Genomic DNA, 24,952 nt, shown 5'->3' with positions numbered 1-24,952 from the left:
ACTTTGGTAGCATCCGCATGAGGAACAATGTAATCCTTAATCTTGTTTTTTAGCAGAGTCACGGACTATGAGACTAGTCTTGACCACTTTAGTCTTGTAAGGCATAGTGTCATTTGATCTATCCATTCGTTGTATTAATAGTTTTGCGGCACATTCCCCTATATATTTACCATGCTGGCTTACGGTGGTTAAAGCTGGGCTTACATATTCTGAAAGGGGACCATTGGTGAAACCAATGATTGAAATATCACCAGGAACTTTATAACCTCTAGATTTTACGATATGAAGAATTTTGACTGCCGTGATTTCGTCGAGCCCCATTATCCCATGAATGGATTTATAATTTAAGAGAAAGGACATTAAAAGGTCCAAATCATCTTTATCTGTGAAATTGACAACCAACTTTTCATCGTAATCCAATCCGTAATCGGACAGTGCTTTTTTGTAGCCTTCCCATCGTAATTTCCCAACACTGGATTGACCTATTGGAGATACAAAAGCGATTGTTCTACATCCAATATCTAAAAAATATTTAGTCGTCTTATAACCTGCCTCAAAATCATCTACGATTACCTTATCACAATCAATTAAATCCGAAACGCGATCAAATAGAACCAAAGGAATTTGGTTACGTGCGATGTTCTTCAAAGAAGCAATTTTTTCCTGAATTTGCGTCTCTTCTGCCAATGAAACAATTAGCCCATCCACGGTACCAGAATCTAAAAATTCAAGTGTTTTCGACTCTTTTTCAAAAGATTCGTCACTAATACAGCTTATAATATTATAGCCATTCTCATTCGCTATTTTTTCAATACCATAAAGCACTTGCACAAAAAAATAATTTAGGATATTCGGGACAACGACACCAATTGTGCGCGTACTTCTATTTAATAGATTCAACGCTAATTTATTGGGCTTGTAGTTCTTTTCCTTGGCGTATTGCTGAATTTTTAACTTAAGGCCAACGCTGATTTCATGACTATCATTAATAGCCTTTGAAACAGTAGATACTGAAACATTGAACTCTGATGCAATATCCTTAAGCGTTATTTTTCTCATTCAATTAAATCAAAAAGGCCCTGATGGTTTACCAAGGCCTTTTATTCCTAAAGCTTTATTTATATGTACTGATTAACTATGTTTTCAAACAACTCTTGCTTTCCGCTCTGAAGTTTTAATTCACCGTTTTCAGTCGCGATGTTATATAAATCCTTTAAATCTAATTTACCATTCTCAAAATCTTTTCCTTTTCCCGCGTCAAAAGAGCTGTACCTTTTTTCGCGAAGACTAGTGTAAGCCGATGAGGAAATAATTTTATCAGCGGTGAGCAGCGCTCTGGCAAAATTATCAGCCCCGCCGATATGCGCATGGAAAACATCATCTAGATCCGTTGAATTTCTTCTGATTTTAGCGTCAAAATTTACTCCACCACCTTGTAGACCGCCTGCTTCCAAGAATACCAACATAGCTTCTGTTGTTTCCAAAATATTGTTTGGGAACTGATCTGTATCCCATCCATTTTGGTAATCGCCTCTATTGGCATCTAAGCTACCTAACATTCCTGCTTTTGCAGCGACAGCGATTTCATGTTGAAAAGTGTGCTGGGCCAACGTGGCATGATTTACTTCAATGTTTATCTTAAAATCCTTATCTAAACCATACTCCCTTAAAAACCCTACAGCAGTTGCGGTATCGAAATCATATTGATGTTTACTCGGCTCCATTGGCTTTGGCTCTATAAAAAAGTTGCCCTTAAAACCTTGAGCTCTTGCATAATCCCGTGCCATGGTCAAAAACTGGCCCATATGATCTAGTTCCCTACCCATATCAGTATTCAACAAAGACATATAACCTTCTCTACCGCCCCAGAACACGTAATTTTCCCCATCTAGGGCCATAGTGGCGTCAAGGGCTAGTTTAATCTGGCCTCCCGCTCTCGCCAATACATTAAAATCTGGATTAGTTGCGGCACCGTTCATATACCTTGGATTGGAAAAGCAGTTCGCCGTTCCCCATAACAACTTAACGCCAGACGCTTTCTTTTTCTCTTTTATATAATTGGTTATTAGGGATAGGCGTTTTTCAGATTCTGCAAATGTTGGTGCTTCCTGTATTAAATCAAAATCATGAAAACAGAAATAATCAAAACCCATTTTAGTGATAAACTCAAATGCAGCATCTGCTTTATCTTTCGCAGCTTGTAAGGGGTCTGTCGCTTGGTCCCATTCAAAATTCTGTGTGCCTGGTCCAAAAGGGTCTGCCCCCTGCCCACAGAACGTATGCCAATACGCTATAGCAAACTTAAAATGCTCTTTCATAGTTTTTCCGGCTACAACCTGTTCCGGATTATAGTACTTAAAGGCCAAGGGATTATCAGATTCTTTACCTTCAAACTTAATTTCGCCAATTCCTTTAAAATATTCTTTATCTCCTAATAATGCCATGTTTATTTATTTATAATTAGTTCTAATTCTTTTTTCCAATTGTCATAGGCTTTTTGATAGCTATCCTTTTCGGGTAAAGGTTTGTAAGTTTTTACGTAGTCATTCTCCATAATCCGCTTTCCAAATAACTCAAAATTCCCCTTGTGCAAATCGGCAGCTCTAGCCGCTCCAATTGCTCCTGTGGTATTGTAAATTTCTATTTCATGCCCTATGAGGGTGACTATGGTGTTTGAAAATATTTCTGATCTAAATAGATTATCGTTTCCTGCACGTATTACGTTTAAAGTAATACCGTCCGATTTTAAGATATCCATACCGTACACAAACGAAAATGCAATACCCTCAAGGGCGGCTCTACACAAATCTGATTTAGAATGATTGTTTAAATTAAGGTTTACAATCCTTGTGCCTATTTCCTTATTGTTCAGCATACGCTCTGCACCATTACCAAAAGGAATAACACAAACGCCACCCGAACCAATGGCAACTTTTGATGCCAGTGTGTTCATTTCTTCATAAGTAGCAACGTCTAAATTATTTAGCAGCCATCGGTATTGAATGCCCGCCCCATTAATGCATAAAAGTTTTCCAATTCTAGGGTCTTCTCCCTGTTTATAGTTTACATGTGCAAAATTATTAACGCGAGCACTTTCCTTTACCGATAGACTATTCGTTATTGCATAAACTACCCCGGACGTACCACCAGTGGCAGCAACTTCGCCAGGTTTAAAAACATTGAGGGACAACGCATTGTTGGGTTGGTCGCCAGCCCTGTAGAGAATCGGTGTTCCTTCTGCGAGTCCACTCTGATCAGCTCCAAGGGGATTAACGTTGCTTTGTTCACTGAAGGTATCCACAATATCCGGTACAATTGCTTTGTCGAAACCATAATGGTCCATTACGGTCTTTGAAATAGTATCTTTTTGAAAATTCCAAAAAACACCTTCAGAAAGACCTGAAATAGTACTATTTATGATACCTGAGAATCTGAAAGCTATATAGTCCCCTGGCAGCATAAACTTGTATACTTGTGCATATATTTCCGGCTCGTTTTCCTTGACCCATTTTAATTTAGAAGCTGTAAAATTAGCGGGTGAGTTTAGTAATTGTTCTGAACATTGCTTCTCTCCTATTTGCTTAAATGCATCCTGTCCAATCTTAACCGCTCTACTATCGCACCAGATTATTGAATTGCGTAACGATTTTCCTTTATCATCAACTAGCACCAAACCATGCATTTGATACGATATCCCTATTCCAACAATAGCATCAGAAGATACCCCACATTGTACTTTAATCCTTTCTATACCCTTGCAAACATATTGCCACCAATCCTCAGGATTCTGTTCCGCCCATCCATTCGATATGGCGAGCATCGACATTTCTGTTTCCGGTTCCTGAACTACGCCCAAGCTCGCCCCCGTTTCTTTATCTACAAGAGCAATTTTAACGGAAGAGCTACCTATATCAAGTCCCAAATAATACATGTATTGGTTTTTATAGTTTAAAAAAGATTCTACCTCTCTAAAATACTATAAAACTGCGGTGTTTACCCCTATTAATCAACGTGAAGATGAAGCATCAATATGAAATAACCACAGGCTATTACATAAATAATAATATAATTATCTGATTATTAATAATTTACATAAATTTTCGTAATTAACGAAAATTTTCGAAATCGGTTTCGTAAAATACTAAAAAAAGGCCCTTGAAAATCATCCAAGGACCCTCTCAAAACATAAGTAGGCACTTATAATTGTTCAATTTTTGAAAGAGCTTCTGACTTAGAATTTACATCGAGTTTTAAATAAATGTTTTGAATATGGAAATTGACCGTACTGGTCGTTACAAAAAGTTTATCCGCTATAACTTTATATGTAGCGCCTTTACTTAGATAGTCTAAGATTTGATTCTCGCGCTCTGAAAATAGTTTGAAGGATTTTCGTCTGAAATTGGCTATAACCTTTTTAACGATATCATTACTCATTACCGCTCCTTCTTTCTGTATGCAGTTTAACGCGTAGTATAGTTTATCTGCGTTCATTGGTTTTGTGAGATAACCGTTTGCACCATTTTTAAAAGCCTTCTTAATTACGTCAAAATCATTGTTATGACTAATCATTATAATTTTTACATTCCAATCTTTTCTTTTAAAATACCGTATGGATTCTATTCCATTAATAGTATCCAAGTTAACTTCGGTTACGATAATGTCCGGCTTTATTTTTTTGAATGTTTTTAGCGCGTCATAGGTATTACAATAGATGCCTTCGAGTGAATATTCAAAGAATTTTTCAAAATAGTTAGTGTATGCTATATGAAGTGTTGCGTCACTTTCAATTACAATAATTTTTGAGCGTTTTGTTTTCATAATGGTAGTATTTTATCACATCGCAATGGCATAACATGCAATGCAAAAGGGTTAGTAATAAGTACGATAAAGAGATGTGAAAACAACATGACGGCTATTGCCTTTGCATACAATTCGGTTCTGCAAGGCACACTACCTCACGAGATTTATAAAACAAGGATTAACCTGTGTTACCAAATAACATAGGAGCGCACAACGGTTTTCACTAATAAAGGATTAAGCAGCTATCCTCTAGTAAAATGTATACTAGAACCAAAGTTAGATTTGGACAGTTTAGATTTTAACGGAAAAAGGTTTTTAAATAAATTTGCCATCATTACGATTTTGAGAACCGAATATGAATGACACTTTAAGGAAAGTTGTAGGTGAAAATTTTCCATGTTCTTGGGGGATTTGGGTTTAACAATGATGTTCAATTTTATAGTCGAAATATATACAATAAAAAAATATCTTAGTTATTTACGTAGGTATTTTCGTTCAAATGCATAGTCTTGTTGTTTTTCATCGAGAAAAGATGCATTTACTAGTAGTAAGACAAACTTTTTATTAATCTTAAACAATGCATCTATATAAAAAAGGAGGGGACCCAGTTATCCCCCCGGACACCACCCCTCCTTCTATCGACAATATATTAAACCCTATATCGCACAATCTAATTTTTGAATACAGTATAATATATTTCTATTCCTCCCTACTGTAAGAGGCTTCATCCTCATAGGTGTTAGAAGCAGTTGCGGTGGAGTTATCTACTTGCATGATCCATTTTTCATCACTGTACTTTCCTTGAAGATTGGATACAAACGCAGTTTGCGCATCTTTCTTAACATCATAATCAGCCAAATACACATAATAAAGACCGTTCTCTTTATTGTAGAATTTGTCGGCTTTTAGTCCTTTATTTTTTAGACTTTCCATGAACGCGTTAAGATATTTCTTATTCTTATAAACATTGGCAATCACATAATAACCAGACTTAACCCCAATTACCTCCGAGTTTCCCAACATCTTAATAGGCGTTTTACTATAGGTTCTGGCATCAAAATCATTGAACCGATTGTCTCTACGAGTATTAGAATTATCAGCGGCTAGAACAGTATTCTCTTCACGACTGAATTCATCAAGATTTGTTCTTATGCTATTTTTAATATCAGTTCTTAAAAGTCTTACAACGGTTTCAAAACGTTGTTCAAAAGCAGCGGTGCGCGCCTCCTCTATTGAATCCTGTCGTATTATAAGTTCGTCAAGAACTAATTTGTTCTGATAAGCCAATGCGGTATTACTTTCCGTATCTATAGCTGTCTTTGCAATCGTATTACTCTTTCTCTTCTTACGCTCTTTATCTCTTTCGGAGATTAAATCCGCAATTTGTTCCTCGTAATTTCGCACGATACGGTCAATTTTGCTGTCATTTGAACTATCTAGATATCCGTTGATGTCATCATCATCTTTAAATGTATAGGCCAGAGAAAGCTCATGATTCCACCCAAGGTTGGTATTGTCCTGGGACACGTCTTTCTCCATTAAATAACCAAGCGACATTTTTTTACTCAGGTTAAATCCAACTCCTGCAGAAATACCATACTCTTGGTCCACTGTAGTCTGTAACCAACCATAATTTGGTAAGTCTAATACCAATGAACCTAAATAATAGAGACTGCCGTCTATATTTCTGCCAAATTGGGCCAAGGGCATCAAACGGGCATCCTCAAATAGTCCTCTGTTAGCTTCAAATGTATGCGTATACTGCAGAGAGGCCTTAACGCTTTTTGTAGATAAATTCGTCAAAAATTCATCCGTTGTCTGATTATATCTCAATAAATCTTCTGCATAAAGACCAAAATCAAAGTTGCCTAGAGATAAGTTTATTCCTGGCTGTACCGCAATTTTACTCTCTTTCCGTGATTCTAAAATCTCTGGATCTTCCTGTGACACCACCACCCTATTTCTATCCAGACCTTGATTGAAATAAGTGACATTAGCACCAAATGTCAACTTACTACTATCTCCAAGTTGCACAGCTGTTGCGTAATTAGCATTAAATCCGAATTCCTGTATAACGCCAGACCATTGGCTATAGACACCAATTCCTACAGCAGTATTTTCATTGAGCTTATTACTGAAACCTAAAAAGTAATTTTGACTATTATCGTCGAACGTAGCGTATTGGTTTCGGTGCAGTATATTTAAATAGGATTTATTCTCTCGAACTAATGAGAAAGTAGGATTAATTAAAAATCTATTGAAGAATAACTGATTATGATAGGTGTTACCCGTACTTAGGTCAGCATTTGTCTCCTGCCCATAAGTTGATAAGCAGCCTAGAACTATCACAAGAACAAGGAGGAAGCCTATCTTTTTGGATATTGTATTAGTATAGTTCATTTTTATATGTTTTAAATTGTGGGTAAGGGTATTCAAAAGAGAAACCGTTCAGTTAAGATTAAATACTTATCTAGCCTACCTTTCTTCTTGGCATCGGTTCTTTTGCGGGGGTCTTTTTAAAAGTTCACCTAGTAACTCATCGTTACTCATCCTCAAATACCGAAGAGGAATAATTAGTCTGTTGGCTGTTGTTCAGAGCTTCCAAAAGCTGATAATCCTTATCTATTTTGGCTTTTTTAATACCAGAATAAGTAAATGCCACTCTCTGGGTGGCACCTAATGCCCCATCTCTGTCCGAAACAACATAACCTAGGCCAGCCTTATTCGAAAGATGAATGGAAAAATCATCTTTTGCACTATTAATAGGGCTGCCAAGATTAATCGCAAGACCAACGTTTCTTTGGTCTACATCCACCATATAAACATCCAGACCACCATAGCCCTTATGTCCTTCGGAAGCAAAGACCAAAGTACCATCTTCTACCATTTTAGGAAACACATCATTTTTTGGCGTATTTACCTTACTACCGAGATTTTTAGCTACACCCATATTACCATTACCCTTTAGTTCTGAAACGTAAATATCATATGCTCCAAAAGATCCTGGCATATTTGAAGCGAAAAACAATTGTTTACCGTCCTTGGAAATTGCAGGGTGTAATGCGGAATAATCGTTGGGGCATAGGGGTAGTTCCTGAATGGTTTTCCATTTTCCATTGATTCTATCTGCCTTGTAAACACGGTGTACTAGGGACTTTTTAGAGAAAATACCTGTAAGTGGTTTCACGTAAACCGCTTTGCTGAAATAGGCGGTTTTGCCATCTGCGGTCAGTACAATTGGTGTTTCATAACTGAATTCACTAGCTAATTGCGCTTTATCATTTCCCTTATTGTAACGATCAGGGGTACTTAGTGTTACTACCTCTGATTTAGATTTGAAGTTTAAGGGTTTAAAAGTATCCCTATACGAGTATTTTGTCTTATCGGAAGTAGTACTGGTCATTTGATAATCTGATCGGACCAATTCTGTCCAATTTTCATCCTCATCTTCAACCATAGCCTTATTCTGTCCAATTTTTGATACCGCATAATCATATCTTCGCTGGTAGGATGACTCAAGTCTACCATTATCACTAATCTCCATAAGACGATCATACCAGAAAAGTGCTGTTTCATAGTTCTTGGATAAAAAATAGGCATTACCTAAATCTTGATAGATTTCTTCCTTGGTAAATCCTTGCGCTTTAAGGTCTTCAAAATTCTTAAGCTGCTCACTGATTTTATCATTTCTTATAGTGAGTGGACTATGAGTTGATTGGGCGTTTAGCATGTAGCAAAAGCAGGTTAAAATACTTGCAACTGCCATACTGTAGGTCAATGAAGTTTTCATGTGTACTTGTTTTTGGGGGTTAACAAGTCAAAGTTGCGAAAAGAAATTCACCTGATACTTATTAAAAATTCATAGGTTTTTGGTTTTTGCGTTAGACTATTAAGAAAAAATGCCTGAAGCAAGTGCGCGAAATCTGTAACTAGCAGGTATAAGGATGTGCTTTATGACAGGTTTAAAAATATACTGCTTCTAATTCGGGTGTGAATTAAAACAAAAAAGCCAGCTCAAAAAATGAACTGGCTCTTGTCGGGGTGGCAGGATTCGAACCTGCGACCTCCGCGTCCCAAACGCGGCGCGATAACCGGGCTACGCTACACCCCGAATGGTTATCTTAAATCTGTCTCTCACAGAAATTAGCGGAGAGACAGGGATTCGAACCCTGGGTACCCTTGTTAGGGTACGACGATTTAGCAAACCGCTCCTTTCGGCCACTCAGGCACCTCTCCTAATTTTTATATGAATGAACTTCGCTTGAAAGCGGTTGCAAATGTACCTTTTTTCAATATAATAAAGCAACTATTTTTTGTAGTTTTTTAAAAATAATTCTGTTGAAAATAGAAACCACTCTGAACTTAAATTTCCGATCATGCCATAATATGGTCTAACTGGCTTTTTATCAATCTACTGTAGTAAAATTACCTACCGCTCCCTCAGCGGTTACAGTAGTTGCCTTTAACATAATCGTCTCTAGGGGTATTGCAGTATTGAATTTAATAAAAACTTCACCATCTTCATTGGTTCTGAGCTTTGGTTCCCAGAATATAGTATTTATTTGATCTCTATAGCGCTTGGGCTTTTTCTCCATAATTTTTGCAACGCTATTAAAATTTTCAGATTGATGATACCCCTGAAACTTTAAGCGACCTTCTTTTCTATTTACATAATCAAGATTTGCAGCGCTCCTAGTATATACCAGTATAGCTCCACCTGAAGCTCTAGAACCATATATAGCTGCCTCAGATCCATACAAAACCTCAATTCGTTCAATATCTACGAAACTTACGATGTTCATGACTTCCATTAAGGAATTTCCCTGATTCATCATTGGCATACCATCTATAACCCATAATAGAGGTCCTGCTCCTGCAGCTGCCGGCAATCTTAGTTCGGGGTTTAATCCTCCTAAGTTTATCACGTTGATGCCTGCCGTAGTCAAAAATAATTGAGGCAGCGTTTTTGGCTTTTCCTTATCTTGATATATAATTTTTGCAGGGGTTACATCATAAACGGATGGCTTTAATTTTGAAGAGTTTAGTTTCTCCTCAACTACCACTACTTCATTTAGTTCTACGAGTTCCTCACTATCCAAATACTCCCATGGAGAAGATTGGGTTACTTCTCCTTTTCTTTGCTTTTTAAAATCTAAAACCGCTCTAGAACTACTATTAGACTTATATTCTTCTTGGAAAGGCACAAATTTTACGAGCCTGGAAGAGCTATTATCTCCTGCTGTTCTAAATATTAAATCAGTTTCTCCCGATAATTGTAAATTCTCCATTTTAATTAATCCCGTATCATCTGTAATTATTTCTTTTGCCAATACATTATCTTCCGAAGAGCCTATAATTTGAACGGCCGTATTGCGCAATAATTCATTATCCAGATTATAAGCATAACCAAACAAATCTAAACCTTCTTGAAAAGGGTATTTTATTCTTGAAGGAACCGACTGTAGCTCTTCAGTCATATGCAGCTCCGATGTAAGTAGTGCCAAATCTTCCTTAAAACGTTCTTTTCTGTTTACGTTCAAAATTCCGTCAGCTTCATTAGTATCCAACCTATACCCTAGCTTTTGTATTTGATTTTCTTCAGGTATATTAATTACACTCAGGGCTATCTCCGAGCTAATCGGGTTTCCTTTCTTGTCAGTAACTTTAAGTTTAAGACTAATCTCACCTTTATCCCTATTAATATTACGGTCCAACATAGTCATTTTAATATGTTCTGATGGATTTATTCTAACTGGGCGTTTAGCAAGAATATCTTCTTGTTGATCACTTAGGGAAATCGTTAATACTCCAAAGGGAATACCTTCTTTGGGAACCTCTATGATTTCTAATAAGTTATTTATCCGTAGCTCTTTCTTAAAATAAGTGATACCACTCATTTTACCTTTTAACCAAATCTTCGAATTCAAAAGACCGGGCGTAGAAGCTACCTGAATACTTATGTTATCTTGATTTAGGTTATTCACTTTTAAGGCATATCCTTTTTTGAATATGGGAGGTAAATCAAATGTTTTTCCTGATTGAAGCCTAAACTTATAAGTTTTACCGGGTTCTGGAGTAAAAATGGTAGAGGTAAGACCTTTACCATAAGATGTTACACCCACGACCATGTTCTCTTTTTCATCAATAATTTCTCCCTTAATATCAACATCCCTATTGTCTTGTGTTGTTGCTTTTATTAAAAGCCAATTATCCAATGTTTCTATCAGTTGTCCACCTTCTGGATGAAATGAAAGCTTTAAAGATTTCATTTCGTCTAAATTCGTAACTTCGGTTGGCGGAGAAAATTCATTTCGAAGCAACGTACTGCTATAAAAGGAATCTCCGTAATTCTGCATCCACCGTGTATAAGCCCTTAAGGTATATTCACTTTCTTTAAGATTTTTTGGTATTGTAAAAGCTCCCATGGCCATCCCATCCGTTATCTTATGGTATTGCGTTCTCAGAACTTGTTTTTGTTTATCTAACAACTCTACCTTTAAAACTTTGCTAATTGTGGCACGTACCCTATTAGGACCGGTAAGAACGTACGCCTTAAAAAAGAGTGACTGTTCTTCCTTAATAAAATCCTTGTCTACATGTACTAAAATACGCTCCTGCCATTGCACAAGCTTTTCCTTTTCATCTTTTTGCCAGTATGTTATCTCTTCGTTAAAAACCTGCTCTAAATCGGTTGCATTCGGACCTTTATTTTGACCCATATAAAAGGAAAAACATAAAATAGTTATAAGTAATGATAGTTTTATAGATCTTATAGCAATCATAGTAAAGCTTTTTATGTTAATAGTATTACTCTCCTTCTAAAATTAATAACAAAACACTGATTGCGAGGCCTGTTTACGAATACTTTAACAGACTAATCTCAAATAGTTTAATTTCAAAAATGTATTTCGAATACGAATTACTCCGGATATTCTACACGAAGATGGTAGATATTAGTTAGTTTTTGTTTGAAGACTTTTTTAATCATTTCAATTTCCTTGAAGGTGATATTGGCATTCAAAAACTGATTGGCATTCATTTGGCCAGTAATAATTTTGTCTACAAATTCATCGATAATCAAAAATGTAGGATCTTTAAGACTTTTAGAAGCCGCCTCTACAGAATCTGCCATCATCAGAATAGCGGTTTCTTTAGAAAAGGGAAGTGGTCCCGGATATCTAAAGTTTTCTTCGTTCACTTCAATTTCCAAGTCTTTTTGGAGTTTGTAAAAATAATATACCAGTGTGGTACCATGATGGGACCGTATAAAATCTATAACCCTATCCGGTAGATTATTCTTTCGTGCAAGTTCAATACCGTTAATCACATGATCTATAATAATTTTTGCACTTTCCTTTGGACTTATCTCATCATGTGGATTCACATTAGTAATCTGATTCTCCGAGAAATAAGTAGGGTTATTCATCTTTCCGATGTCATGATACAAGGCCCCAACCCTTACAAGCATTGCATTTGCCCCTATTTTATTAGCAGCCGCTTCCGCAAGGTTTGCTACTTGTAACGAATGGTTAAAAGTACCGGGAGCTTTATTGGAAAGCTCCTTTAATAATTTAGAATTGGTATCCGACAACTCTAGTAAGGACACATCGGAAACTAGCCCAAAAACCTTCTCATAAATATATATCAAGGGTTGCACGAAGAGCGTTATCATTCCATTTAAGAGAAACAAGCCAAGTGTAAACCATTCTATGTTACTAAGATTGCCTTCATGTATAACATGAAAGGCTAAATACGCTATACTGTAAATAAGGGTTATCTGCCCTACTGAAACAAAAAGATTAGCTCTTTTATAAAGTTCCGAAACGGTGAGTATAGTTACTATACCGGCAATAATTTGCAGAAAAATGTACTCAAAACTATTTGGCACCACAAAACCTAGAATAAGTACCGTTAATACATGAACGAATAATCCCAGACGTGCATCGAAAAAGGTCTTTAATATTAAGGGCAAAATACATAGTGGCACTACAAATACAAGGCCGTCATTATATTTCACTACCATGGTAGTTACAAAAACCAAGAGTAGAATATTAAAAAATATAAAGGTTATTTTAGTGTTGTTGCCGTATACTTCTTTTCTATATTTCTTTAGAAATAAAAATAGCATCATAAGCACTAAGGCTACCAGAACGGTATAACCAATAAGGATATAGTAATAGTTACTTGCCGTCCATAATTCAGATTCATATTCTGAACGCAAGGAATCTAAGACCTTTAAATTTTCACCCTCAACGACTTCTCCTTTTGCAATGATTAATTTTCCTTCGTCTACGGTGCCTCTGGTATACGATATCTTAGATAAGGCATCCTCTCTTGATTTTTTAGAAAGCGCTTCGTCAAAGGAAACATTTGGTGTAACCAAGTCGAAAAAAAGCGATTCAAATTCTTTCTCAAATGCGGAAAAACCACGATTGCTCAAGACAACCCTTATGAGATCATTGATTTCATTTAAACTATAAAAATCTGAAATATTTGTTTTTGTTGCCTGATTGTTCCTGACAAGAAATAGGGTGTTACCATTAATCCTTTCCTGGGTACTATTTAGAATTCCGTTTCTGTATATGGAATCTAAAATAACATTCCCGGTGTTCTTCAATTGTAATTTAGTGCTATTTCTAAGTTGGCTTTCTTTTACAAGATTATCAAAAGTAGTGCTGTATTTAACCCGAATATCGTCTGCCGTACCCTGATCATATCTAAAGTATTGCGGTTGATTTTTTTCGATTTCCTGCCTTTCAAGTGTAAGCTCCTCCTCCGATTTCTTGATTGAAAAATCGAAGGGGGCATATAAATTTTCAAATTGCCAAGGCTTCCCTTTTTGAAATTCATATTTGAACTTACCGCCTTTTGGAAAAAAGAATACAATAAAACCAACGGCCAAAACATAAAGGAAGTACTTATAGATAAGCGACTGTTTTTTATATAAATTCTCCAAGAGGTATTTTTAGCTGTGAATTCTTCAAAAATAGAAAAATATAAGCTGATAATCAGGAAATGGAGACATTACCACTAGGTTGCATCATAATTTAGTAATTTCGCTTTTAAATTAAATCCGATATATGAAAGAGGTCGTTATCGTTTCTGCAGCACGGACACCAATTGGAAGTTTTATGGGGGGGTTATCCACTGTTCCCGCTCCTAAATTAGGCGCTGCGGCTATAAGCGGAGCACTTGAAAAAATAAACTTAGACCCAAAGTTAGTCGATGAAGTGCTTATGGGAAATGTAGTGCAAGCTGGTACGGGACAGGCTCCCGCCAGACAAGCTGCCATATTTGCCGGTATTCCCGATACAGTTCCTTGTACAACAATCAATAAGGTTTGTGCTTCTGGAATGAAAACGGTTATGCAGGCAGTACAATCCATTAAACTTGGAGATGCTTCCATAATCGTTGCGGGTGGAATGGAGAATATGAGTATGATTCCTCACTACGTTCATATGAGAAACGGAACTAAATTTGGACCCGCTTCACTAGTGGACGGTATGCAAAAAGATGGCCTCGTGGACGTATACGACCAAAATGCAATGGGTGTTTGCGCAGATGCTTGTGCAGAAAAATATGAGTTTACAAGAGCTGACCAAGATAACTTTGCCATACAATCCTACAAGAGGTCTGCCCAAGCTTGGGAAAAAGGCAAATTTAATAACGAAGTTGTTCCTGTATCCGTACCTCAACGCCGAGGAGAGCCCGTTGTTATAAAGGAAGATGAAGAGTTTAAGAATGTTAAGTTAGAAAAAATCCCCAATTTAAGACCGGCATTTTCCAAGGACGGTACCGTTACAGCTGCAAATGCCTCTACCATTAATGATGGCGCTGCGGCGTTGGTACTAATGAGTGCTGCTAAAGCTCAGGAATTAGGCATAACACCACTTGCCAGGGTTACGGGCTATGCAGATGCTGCCCAAGAACCTAAGTGGTTTACCACCGCACCCGCAAAAGCGTTACCAAAGGCTCTTAAAAAAGCAAATGTGACCATAGAAAATGTTGATTATTTCGAATTCAATGAAGCTTTTTCTGTAGTAGGTCTGGCCAATATGAAAATACTTGATTTAGAGGATAGCAAAGTAAATGTTAATGGCGGTGCCGTTTCTTTGGGCCACCCACTTGGATGTTCTGGAGCTCGGATTTTAGTGACACTATTAAATGTGCTAGAACAGAATGATGGGAAAATTGGAGCAGCCGCTATTTGTAATGGAGGAGGCGGAGCTTCTGCCCTAATCTTGGAAAGAAACTAATTCCTGGAAAAGAACCCATGCAATACGGTATCTGTCCCTTAAGCACTGTTCCAGTAAAGATTACGCCTGAAGAATCTACGGAGATGATTTCTCAATTGCTATTTGGAGAACATTTTAAGATACTGGAATCAAGAAAATACTGGTCTCGGATAAGGGTCGCTTTTGATAAAACCGAAGGGTGGATTTTAAATAGACAAATGGCCTTCATTACTGATGAGGAATATATTCAAATCGATAAATCGGTACATAGATACACTTCAGATTTAATATCTTATGTCGAAAATGGAAATCAGCTTTTAATTCCTATAGTACTTGGCTCCTCTATAAATAATTCCAAAACCCTTGCTATAAAATTCGAAGGTAATGCCGTACAATCGAAACAGCTTAAAGCAGACCTCATTAAAACAGCGTTACTATATCTTAATTCACCGGAGCTACACGGGGGAAAGACCCCATTTGGTATAGATGCATCTGGTTTCACCCAAATGGTTTATAGAATTAACGGGTATTGTTTACTAAGAACAGCAGAGGCTCAAGCCACTCAAGGTGATGCACTAAGTTTTGTAGAAGAGAGCGAAGCAGGTGATTTAGCGTTTTTTGATAACTCCAATGGTGTTATAGACCATGTTGGCATTATTATGGACAACAATTATGTTATTCATGTAAATGGCATGGTGCGGATTGATCGTTTAGACCATACCGGAATCTTTAATAACGACTTAAGAAACTACACCCACAAACTGCGGGTCATCAAAAAGATTATATAAAAAAAGCCCTCAGATGAGGGCTTTTTAATTGTAGTAGTCGAATTTTTTATTCGCCCAATAATTTCTTTACTCTCATAAAGTTCTCATTGTCTCCCATGGCACCGTAGATATTCTTTAGTTGCGTAAGTACTCCTTGGTTATCAGGATTTGTTTTTAAAGCCGACTCCAGTACGGTAGCACCCTCCATAAACAAATCGTCCTTCTTGGTCTTCAACTCGTCGTATTTTGCTATATCCGTACGAGAATTTCCGAGTGAATTCATTTCATCTATTAAGCTATTTCCTTCGTTCACATATGTTGTGGACAAATTTAAATAAGCATTGGTATAACCAGGATTAAGCTCAAGTGCTTTTTTGTAAGAAGTTCTAGCTGATTCAAAATCACCTTGCTCCATACTAATAACGCCTACATTGTAATGTAAATCTGGATTATCCGGCGCTACAGCAATAGCTTCAGCCATTAACGACTTAAATTTCTCTTTATCTCCCATTTTAAAATAAAGATTAGCTTCATTGAGAATTAGGTTTACGTCATTGGGATCATTAGCCCTTGCTGCCTTATAAGCCTCAAGCGCCTTATCATCTTGACCTAATTGTGTATAAATCAAAGCCGTGTTCTTAACGATTTCCGCAGTTTTGGATGGGGTTTTCTCATCCAACGGCTTGTTATATGTTCCGGATTTAACCATCAAATCTCTTTGCGTTTTATCCATTTCCTCAACTTCTCCAGTAGCAGCGTTAGTTGCCTTATAAACTATGGCACTACCATCGTATCCTACCTCTTGCAGCTCATTGTAATATTTTAGAGCATCTTCATAGTGACCTCCATTCACAGCGCTACTTGCTGCATAATAGAGGTAAGAAGTATCTTTAGGGCTTATTTTATAACTCATATAGAGTTTTTCAGCAGCTTCTTTAAACTTCTTATTTCCGTTATCCGTTACAGCAGAATTCACCAAATCTGCCGTTAAACTGGCGATGAACTGATTCGTCTCCGCTGTATATTTTTCTTTCCCGGTTTGGGTCTCGATTTCCAAAACTTTCTGAAATGACTCTACAGCAGGTTCAAAAGCAGCATTATCTCCCTTCTTGGCCAAATCACTATAAACCTTACCTCTAGTAAAATAATATTGTGCTTGTAATTTTTCATCAGCGCCGGAAATTAATCCAGAAGCGGCTTCTAAAGAAGTTTTAGCCGTAGCCGTATCTCCACCCTTTAGGGCTTTTTCCGCAGCTTTTATTTCATTTTTTTGCGCAAACCCGATCATTGTAAACGATAAGGCCATTACCATTAAAATTCTATTTTTCATTTTTAAATTATATTAAATATTAGTGTTTAAATTTTAAGATTCTGTTTCTTCGGTATCACCATTATCAATTCCCGTGCCATCTTCCTCAGTAGTTACATCAATATCCCTAAGCTCTACCTCATCTAGTTCTTCATCGTCCTTCATTACTTTTGCCACAGCAGCAATGGAATCATCTCCTTTAATGTTAATAAGCTTCACTCCTTGAGTTGCTCGTCCCATTACCCTTAAATCTTCAACGCTCATACGAATCGCTATTCCAGATTTATTAATAATCATTAAATCATCAGAATCCGTCACATTCTTGATAGCTACTAAATCACCTGTTTTATCGGTTACGCTAATGGTCTTGACCCCTTTACCACCTCTATTGGTAATACGATAATCGTCTATACTAGATCGTTTACCATATCCATTTTCAGATACCACCAGTAGCTCATCCTCAAAATTATGCACGGAAACCATACCTATGACCTCATCCTTTTCGCTAGCTAAAGTTATTCCCCTAACCCCTGAAGCATTCCGCCCCATTGGTCTTGTTTTACTTTCCTCGAACCTAATCGCTTTTCCAGATTTTAGGCCTAGGAAAATTTGACTGGTACCTGTGGTTAATTTAGCTTCAAGAAGCTCATCTCCTTCACGAATTGTTATCGCATTTATACCGTTTTGTCTTGGTCTGGAATATTGCTCCAAAGATGTTTTCTTTACGGTTCCCTTCTTCGTAGCCATGATTACATAATGACTGTTTACATAATCTTCATCCTTTAAATCTTGGGTACAGATAAATGCCTTGACCATATCGTCCTGTTCAATATTGATAAGGTTTTGGATAGCTCTTCCCTTTGATGTTTTGCTACCTTCCGGTATCTCAAAAACACGCATCCAGAAACATTTTCCCTTCTGAGTGAAGAACAACATATATTGGTGGTTTGTTCCAACAAAAAGATGTTCCAAGAAATCTTCATTTCTAGTGGAAGAAGCTTTCTGACCTACACCTCCCCTGTTCTGTGTCTTATACTCTGTAAGTGGTGTTCTCTTTATGTAACCCGCACGAGAAATGGTAATTACAACTTGCTCATTAGGAATCATATCTTCCATACTCAAGTCTCCACCTGCAAAATTTATTTCAGAACGACGTTCATCACCATACTTGTCTTTTACTTCCTGCAATTCATCTTTAATGATTTGCATTCTTCGTTCTTTCTTGTCAAGAATATCCTTCAAATCGGCTATGGTCTTCACAATTTCATCATACTCGGACCTCAGTTTGTCTTGCTCCAGACCTGTAAGTTGACGCAATCGCATTTCTACGATAGCCTTTGCCTGAATCTCTGTTAATTTGAAGCGCTCCATCAAATTTTCGCGCGCTTCATCTGCATTAGAAGAAGCTCTTATGATAGCAATTACCTCATCAATATTATCAGACGCAATGATAAGTCCCTCCAATATGTGCGCACGGTCTTCAGCTTTCTTTAGCTCAAACTTAGTTCGCCTTACAACTACTTCATGTCGATGTTCCACAAAGTAATGAATCATCTCCTTTACATTCAATAACTGCGGTCGTCCGTTGACCAGGGCGATGTTATTTACACTAAACGATGTCTGCAGCGCAGTATATTTATAAAGGGTATTCAAGACAATATTAGGAATAGCATCCCTTTTAAGTATGTATACTATTCGCATCCCATTACGATCAGATTCATCTCTAATCGTAGAAATCCCTTCTATCTTTTTATCATTGATTAAGTCGGCCGTTTTCTTAATCATATCGGCCTTATTTACTTGGTAAGGTATTTCCGATACTATTATACACTCTCTACCTTGAACTTCCTCAAAAGTAGCTTTGGCACGCATCATTACCCTACCCCTACCTGTATGAAATGCTTCTTTTACACCATCATAACCATAAATGATTCCACCTGTAGGAAAATCCGGTGCTTTAATATGTGTAATAAGCTCATCTATCTCTATATCGTTATTATCAATATAAGCCATGGTACCGTCCACAACCTCGGAAAGGTTATGTGGTGGCATATTGGTGGCCATACCTACGGCAATACCTGAGGCTCCGTTTACAAGTAAATTTGGAATTCTAGCAGGTAATACGGTGGGCTCTTGTAATGAATCATCAAAATTTAGCTGATGATCCACCGTATCCTTATCAATATCTGCCAACATGTCGTCAGCGATTTTGCGCATGCGCGCCTCTGTATAACGCATTGCTGCAGGACTGTCACCATCAATAGACCCAAAGTTACCCTGACCGTCTATTAACATATATCTAAGGCTCCATTCCTGAGCCATCCTGACCATGGTGTCGTATACGGAAGTATCTCCATGTGGATGATACTTACCCAATACCTCACCAACTATACGCGCAGACTTCTTGTGAGAACTACTGCTCCTAACACCTAGTTCGTACATTCCGAACAACACCCGTCTATGAACAGGTTTTAGTCCATCCCTGACATCTGGCAGGGCTCGTGACACAATGACCGACATTGAATAATCAATGTAGGCAGACTTCATCTCCTCTTCTATGTTAATAGGAATTAATTTTTCACCTTCCGCCATTTTAAAATCTTATGTTTTTTAATTAGTAAAAAAGCATGACAATTTACGCAAAATCGATGCCTTCAAAGAACAACCAAGGGTATTTATTAAAATATTTATTAACACTTTACTAAGTAATAATAGATAATAATCATACGTTGAAATACTTTGATCTGGTTTTCTTTTCTATCATTTAGAACAACTTTAACGAATATAGGTACGGTATTTGCCCATGATTGGAGGAGATTTAGTAATTTTATAGTTGATAAGATATTTTATGGATGATAATTTTTCGCCTAGAGTAAAGGACGTTATAGCATACAGCAAGGAAGAGGCGCTGCGCCTTGGTCATGATTTTATTGGGACGGAGCACTTAATGTTAGGTCTTTTGAGAGATGGAAATGGAAAGGCTATCAGTATACTCGATGCTTTGTCCGTTGATTTGGACCACTTGAGGAGAAAAGTAGAAATACTTAGCCCCTCAAATCCAAACGCCACCGCTGTACAAAAAGATAAGAAGAACTTACATTTAACCAGGCAAGCAGAGCGAGCGCTGAAAACAACTTTTTTAGAAGCAAAACTTTTTCAAAGTTCCTCTATCAATACAGCACATTTATTATTGTGCATTCTACGTAACGAGAATGACCCGACTACGAAACTGTTGCATAAACTAAAGGTTGATTATGATAGCGTTAAAGAACAGTTTAAATTTATGATAACAAGTGATGACGACATGGTAGATGGACCTACAGCTGAATCTTTTCCGAGCGATTCGGAAGATACCAGTGAAGGTAAAGAAAATACCTTTGGTTCTACTTCTAGCCAGAAAGGTGCTAAGAAATCAAAAACTCCTGTTTTGGACAATTTTGGTAGGGATCTTACACAAATGGCAGAGGAGAATAAATTAGACCCCGTTGTGGGAAGGGAAAAGGAGATTGAGAGGGTTTCTCAAATCTTAAGCAGAAGAAAGAAAAACAACCCCCTATTAATCGGTGAACCAGGTGTTGGTAAAAGTGCTATCGCAGAAGGGCTTGCACTTCGTATTATTGATAAGAAAGTTTCTAGAATATTATACAATAAAAGAGTGGTCACTTTAGACTTGGCCTCATTGGTTGCCGGGACAAAATACCGCGGTCAGTTTGAAGAACGGATGAAAGCCGTAATGAACGAGCTGGAGAAAAATGACGATGTAATACTCTTTATTGACGAAATCCATACCATTGTAGGGGCTGGTGGTGCAACAGGTAGTCTTGATGCTTCCAATATGTTTAAGCCCGCGCTAGCACGTGGTGAAATACAATGTATAGGAGCAACTACACTCGATGAATACAGACAATACATTGAAAAAGATGGTGCACTGGAAAGAAGGTTTCAAAAAGTTATTGTAGAACCTACCACCGTAGAAGAAACAATCGAAATACTTCATAATATAAAGGGTAAGTATGAAGACCATCATAATGTTAGCTATACCGACGAGGCTATAGAAGCTTGCGTGAAATTGACTAACCGTTATATGACGGATAGATTTCTTCCGGACAAAGCCATCGATGCTCTGGACGAAGCAGGTTCTCGTGTGCATATTGTAAATATGGACGTGCCTAAGCAAATCTTGGAATTAGAGAAAAAATTAGAAGATGTAAGAGAACTTAAAAATTCTGTCGTTAAAAAGCAGAAGTATGAAGAAGCCGCAAAGCTCAGGGATGACGAAAAGAGTCTTGAAAAAGATTTGGCCATTGCGCAAGAAAGATGGGAGGACGATAGTAAATTAAATAAAGAGACCGTTACGGAGGATAATGTGGCCGATGTAGTTTCTATGATGAGCGGTATTCCGGTAAATAGGATTGCGCAAACGGAGAGTAATAAACTTTCGGAGTTACCCGAGTTGATTAAGTCCAATGTTATTGGTCAGGATGAAGCTGTTTCTAAAGTTTCAAAAGCCATTCAGCGAAACAGAGCTGGTTTAAAAGACCCTAACAAGCCAATCGGCTCCTTTATTTTCTTAGGACAGACAGGTGTAGGTAAAACACAGTTGGCTAAAGTGATGGCTAAAGAGCTTTTTGACTCTGAGGACGCGCTCATTCGTATAGATATGAGTGAATACATGGAGAAATTTGCCATATCTAGACTGGTCGGTGCACCTCCGGGATACGTAGGTTATGAAGAAGGCGGACAACTAACAGAGAAGGTACGTAGAAAACCATATTCTGTAATCTTACTAGATGAAGTTGAGAAAGCCCACCCAGATGTATTTAATATGTTATTACAAGTTTTAGATGATGGGTATTTAACAGATAGTCTAGGAAGAAAGATTGATTTCAGAAATACGATTATCATCATGACCAGTAATATTGGTGCCCGTCAACTAAAGGATTTTGGCCAAGGTGTAGGTTTTGGAACATCTGCAAAGAAAGAGCAAGAGAGTGCTCACCAGAAAGGGGTAATAGAAAATGCGCTTAAAAAAGCGTTTGCTCCCGAATTCTTAAATAGGATTGATGACGTAATCGTTTTCAATGCGTTAGAGCGAGAACATATTCACCAAATTATAGACATTGAATTGTCTAAGTTGTTCAAAAGAATCAACGATATTGGTTACGATTTAAATCTCACGGAAGAGGCGAAAGATTATATTGCTGAGAAAGGTTTTGATAAGCAGTATGGTGCAAGACCATTGAAAAGAGCTATTCAAAAATATATCGAAGATGCTTTAGCGGAAGAAATCGTTAACTCAAAACTTGAAGAAGGCGATAGTATTTTTATGGACCTGGATAAAAAGAACGAGGAATTGACCATAAAGATAAAAAAAGCTGAAAAATCCTCTAAAAAACAGGATTAACAGAGATAATCATATTACAAAAGAGCCCTACAAGGGCTCTTTTTTTTAGTCCAATATTTTACTTTTCGTAAGAATTGATTCACAAATCAATAATGGTATTAGCAGTACGAACGATATTTGAGCTTTTAATCTAATTTTTTATCGGAAAGTATTTGATACTTCTACTTTCGTCCCAGACACACTATAACACATAAGGCAATGAGCGTTGGATCGGCGAAGAAAAAAGTAATCGTAAGAGAGTATCAACTAGAAATAGGTAAAGTTCAAGTTTTTGACAATTACATGGTTTCAATTTTTGACGAGGGAGCTACCCTTACTTTAGAAAGAGCATATCAAATAATTGGTATTTCAGAAATACATTTTAGAAACAAGAGCTTTGGATTTATAAGTCTTCGTAAAAACTCTTACGCTATTGACCCTACCATTTACAATTACCTAAAGGAATTAGAAAACTTAAAAGCATTTGCCATAGTCTCGGTTAAAGAGATAGATATGCATAATTTTAAGATTGAAAAGCTCTTTTACAAAAAACCAATGAAGTTTTTCATTGAATATGACAACGCCTTAAAATGGGTAAAGCGCAGGGTTAAAGCAAAGTAAACTATCCTAGGGCAAGCTTTGGAGGCATTAAACCCTTTGGCGGCAACAATAAACTATTCCGAACCTTCTTCTGCAGCTTGTGCCTGATTTTCTGGCACTTTAAAAAGGTCAATATAAGCCAAACCTAGACTTTCAATAATATCCGAGGCTATTAAAGCTTGATAGGCTTTACTTTCAATAGCTATATCACCTGATTTACCATGTAAATAAACACCAAAAATGGCCGCATGTAATGGGTCATAGCCCTGTGCCACCAGTCCGGTAATAATTCCTGTAAGAACATCACCACTACCCGCGGTTGCCATACCGGGATTCCCCGTAGTATTCACATAACCTTTTTTATTGTATACAGTAATGGTATGAGCGCCTTTTATCACTAAAATACAGTCGTAGGTTTCCGAAAATAATTTTGTTTTTTCTAGTTTTTCAAAATCATTCTTCCACGCTCCTATTAAACGAGCTAATTCCTTTGGATGTGGAGTAAGAACAGTCTTTGGTGGTAATAATTTTAAAAGTGATTTCTCAGCAGCAAGAATATTTAATCCATCAGCATCAATGACCAGTGGTAATTGATTCAATTTTAAAAATTCGGTAAATGCATCCGTCGTTTTTTTAGCCCCACCCATTCCAACTCCAATCCCGATGACTGTTGGCGAGATATCAAAGCTAATTTTAGACAAAACTTTTTCATCATCTGTAATAACCATAGCTTCAGGTAACGCTGTCTGTAAACTATGAAAACCGCTTTTAGGAATATATGCCGTAACTAAGCCGCTTCCGATACTCAAAGTAGCCCTTGAGGCCAATTGCACCGCCCCAATTTTACCATAGCTACCGCCTACTATAAGTGAATGCCCATAGGTACCTTTGTGCGAATACTTTTCTCTGGGGATGTATAACGGCAGCACCTCGTTTTTACCAATTAATTCATACTCGGTTTCTTCGTTCATTAAAAATTCGGCATCGAGACCTATATCTAAAACCTCCCATTGTTCTACAAAACCACCTGTTTCCGGTAAAAAGAATACGAGTTTTGGTGTTTGAAAACTTAGTACATAATTTGCCTTTACCACAGCATCCATATTATCAGGAATTCTGTCCGCATATAATCCAGAAGGTAAATCCACAGAAAGGATAAAAGCTGTTGAAGCGTGTAGGTGTCCTATTAACTTTATCACCCAATCCGCTGGGCTCCTGTTAAGGCCTATCCCAAATATGGCATCTACAATGATATCATCTTTACCAATATCAGGAAACTCACAATCGGAATCCATAAAATTTGGCCATATTTTCCTATCCTTAAGTCTATCAAGGTTTATTAAGAAGTCCTTCGACCGTTTTTCACTATAATTAACAACATTAACAGCGATATTATAGCCATGTTCTTGAAGATGTCTTGCCAGAGCAATTCCGTCACCACCATTATTACCTATACCACAAAATAAATGTATCTTAACCGGGGCTCCCTGCATTCGTAAATGCATCCAATTAAAAATCTGTATCGCCGCTCTTTCCATTAATTCTTCTGAAGCAATTTGTTGTTTCTCCGTTGTGAATTTGTCAGCGGAATAGATTTGTTTTGCGGTAAAAAGCTTCATTATTTAGTTTTATTTAGGTAAAATTAACGATTCAGTAAAAATTTGTAGAATCATTTGATTAGCGCACCAAATGTACTACTTTTGGACTTTATTTGTAATAATGAGCTCCGTAATAACAGGCCTTAATCCCGAATTTTCTAGATTAACCATTCTTTCTGGTACAGCTATGGCATGTGGCACCCCTATGGGGTAAAAACTATTATTCTCCGTCTCCCAATCAAACAAACCAAGCGTTTTTA

The 24,952-nt window shown here is 37.3% G+C and carries 15 protein-coding genes and 2 tRNA genes; 4 read left to right on the top strand and 13 right to left on the bottom strand.

Annotated features, from left to right (window positions below; all coding sequences use genetic code 11):
* Positions 1-36: 36 nt before the first annotated feature.
* From SJY09_RS02415 to SJY09_RS02370, 10 genes are all read right to left on the bottom strand, one after another.
* Positions 37-1,059 carry a LacI family DNA-binding transcriptional regulator gene (locus SJY09_RS02415; protein WP_396637372.1) on the bottom strand — a complete coding sequence of 341 codons (1,023 nt, stop codon included), beginning with the start codon at positions 1,057-1,059 and terminating at the stop codon, positions 37-39.
* Between the two features lie 59 nt (positions 1,060-1,118).
* Entirely contained in the window at positions 1,119-2,444 is a 1,326-nt protein-coding gene (gene xylA, locus SJY09_RS02410) for a xylose isomerase (RefSeq protein WP_396637371.1), read from the bottom strand.
* 2 nt (positions 2,445-2,446) lie between these two features.
* Positions 2,447-3,931, bottom strand: coding sequence for a xylulokinase (locus tag SJY09_RS02405; RefSeq protein ID WP_396637370.1), 1,485 nt, complete (start codon positions 3,929-3,931; stop codon positions 2,447-2,449).
* A 266-nt stretch (positions 3,932-4,197) separates the two neighbouring features.
* On the bottom strand, positions 4,198-4,818 hold the full coding sequence (locus SJY09_RS02400; protein WP_396637369.1) for a response regulator: 621 nt from the start codon (positions 4,816-4,818) through the stop codon (positions 4,198-4,200).
* 681 nt (positions 4,819-5,499) lie between these two features.
* Positions 5,500-7,200: a PorP/SprF family type IX secretion system membrane protein gene (locus SJY09_RS02395; protein ID WP_396637368.1), complete on the bottom strand. Its 1,701-nt coding sequence runs from the start codon at positions 7,198-7,200 to the stop codon at positions 5,500-5,502.
* Positions 7,201-7,342: 142 nt separating this feature from the next.
* A complete protein-coding gene (locus tag SJY09_RS02390; RefSeq protein ID WP_396637367.1) occupies positions 7,343-8,590 on the bottom strand; it encodes a TolB family protein in 1,248 nt (415 codons plus the stop codon).
* A 246-nt stretch (positions 8,591-8,836) separates the two neighbouring features.
* A tRNA-Pro gene (locus SJY09_RS02385) sits at positions 8,837-8,911 on the bottom strand.
* A 36-nt stretch (positions 8,912-8,947) separates the two neighbouring features.
* Positions 8,948-9,036, bottom strand: a tRNA-Ser gene (locus SJY09_RS02380).
* A 170-nt stretch (positions 9,037-9,206) separates the two neighbouring features.
* Positions 9,207-11,582, bottom strand: a complete 2,376-nt coding sequence (locus SJY09_RS02375) for a TonB-dependent receptor (protein ID WP_396637366.1) — start codon at positions 11,580-11,582, stop codon at positions 9,207-9,209.
* A 137-nt stretch (positions 11,583-11,719) separates the two neighbouring features.
* Positions 11,720-13,756 carry an HD family phosphohydrolase gene (locus tag SJY09_RS02370; RefSeq protein WP_396637365.1) on the bottom strand — a complete coding sequence of 679 codons (2,037 nt, stop codon included), beginning with the start codon at positions 13,754-13,756 and terminating at the stop codon, positions 11,720-11,722.
* 124 nt (positions 13,757-13,880) lie between these two features.
* Between SJY09_RS02370 and SJY09_RS02365 the strand changes: the two genes are divergently transcribed.
* Together SJY09_RS02365 and SJY09_RS02360 are read left to right on the top strand one after the other, a co-directional pair.
* On the top strand, positions 13,881-15,056 hold the full coding sequence (locus SJY09_RS02365) for an acetyl-CoA C-acyltransferase (RefSeq protein ID WP_396637364.1): 1,176 nt from the start codon (positions 13,881-13,883) through the stop codon (positions 15,054-15,056).
* Positions 15,057-15,073: 17 nt separating this feature from the next.
* Entirely contained in the window at positions 15,074-15,823 is a 750-nt protein-coding gene (locus tag SJY09_RS02360) for an NlpC/P60 family protein (protein WP_396637363.1), read from the top strand.
* A 46-nt stretch (positions 15,824-15,869) separates the two neighbouring features.
* Here SJY09_RS02360 and SJY09_RS02355 read toward each other — a convergent pair whose 3' ends face one another.
* Both SJY09_RS02355 and gyrA read right to left on the bottom strand, forming a co-directional pair.
* Positions 15,870-17,132 carry a tetratricopeptide repeat protein gene (locus tag SJY09_RS02355; protein WP_396637362.1) on the bottom strand — a complete coding sequence of 421 codons (1,263 nt, stop codon included), beginning with the start codon at positions 17,130-17,132 and terminating at the stop codon, positions 15,870-15,872.
* Between the two features lie 33 nt (positions 17,133-17,165).
* The gene (gyrA, locus tag SJY09_RS02350; protein ID WP_396637361.1) at positions 17,166-19,703 is read right to left on the bottom strand and encodes a DNA gyrase subunit A; all 2,538 of its coding nucleotides are present in this window, start codon (positions 19,701-19,703) and stop codon (positions 17,166-17,168) included.
* Positions 19,704-19,959: 256 nt separating this feature from the next.
* Here gyrA and SJY09_RS02345 point away from each other — a divergent pair, with 256 nt between their 5' ends.
* Complete coding sequence (locus SJY09_RS02345; protein ID WP_396637360.1) at positions 19,960-22,515, top strand: ATP-dependent Clp protease ATP-binding subunit; 2,556 nt, start codon at positions 19,960-19,962, stop codon at positions 22,513-22,515.
* Between the two features lie 198 nt (positions 22,516-22,713).
* Entirely contained in the window at positions 22,714-23,115 is a 402-nt protein-coding gene (locus SJY09_RS02340) for an STAS/SEC14 domain-containing protein (RefSeq protein WP_396637359.1), read from the top strand.
* Between the two features lie 53 nt (positions 23,116-23,168).
* Here SJY09_RS02340 and SJY09_RS02335 read toward each other — a convergent pair whose 3' ends face one another.
* Positions 23,169-24,713: an NAD(P)H-hydrate dehydratase gene (locus SJY09_RS02335; protein ID WP_396637358.1), complete on the bottom strand. Its 1,545-nt coding sequence runs from the start codon at positions 24,711-24,713 to the stop codon at positions 23,169-23,171.
* Positions 24,714-24,952: the final 239 nt, after the last annotated feature.

It is taken from the genome of Maribacter sp. R77961 (genome assembly GCF_044594925.1).
GTDB lineage: Bacteria > Bacteroidota > Bacteroidia > Flavobacteriales > Flavobacteriaceae > Maribacter.
This window is presented reverse-complemented; position numbering and strand designations above follow the sequence as displayed.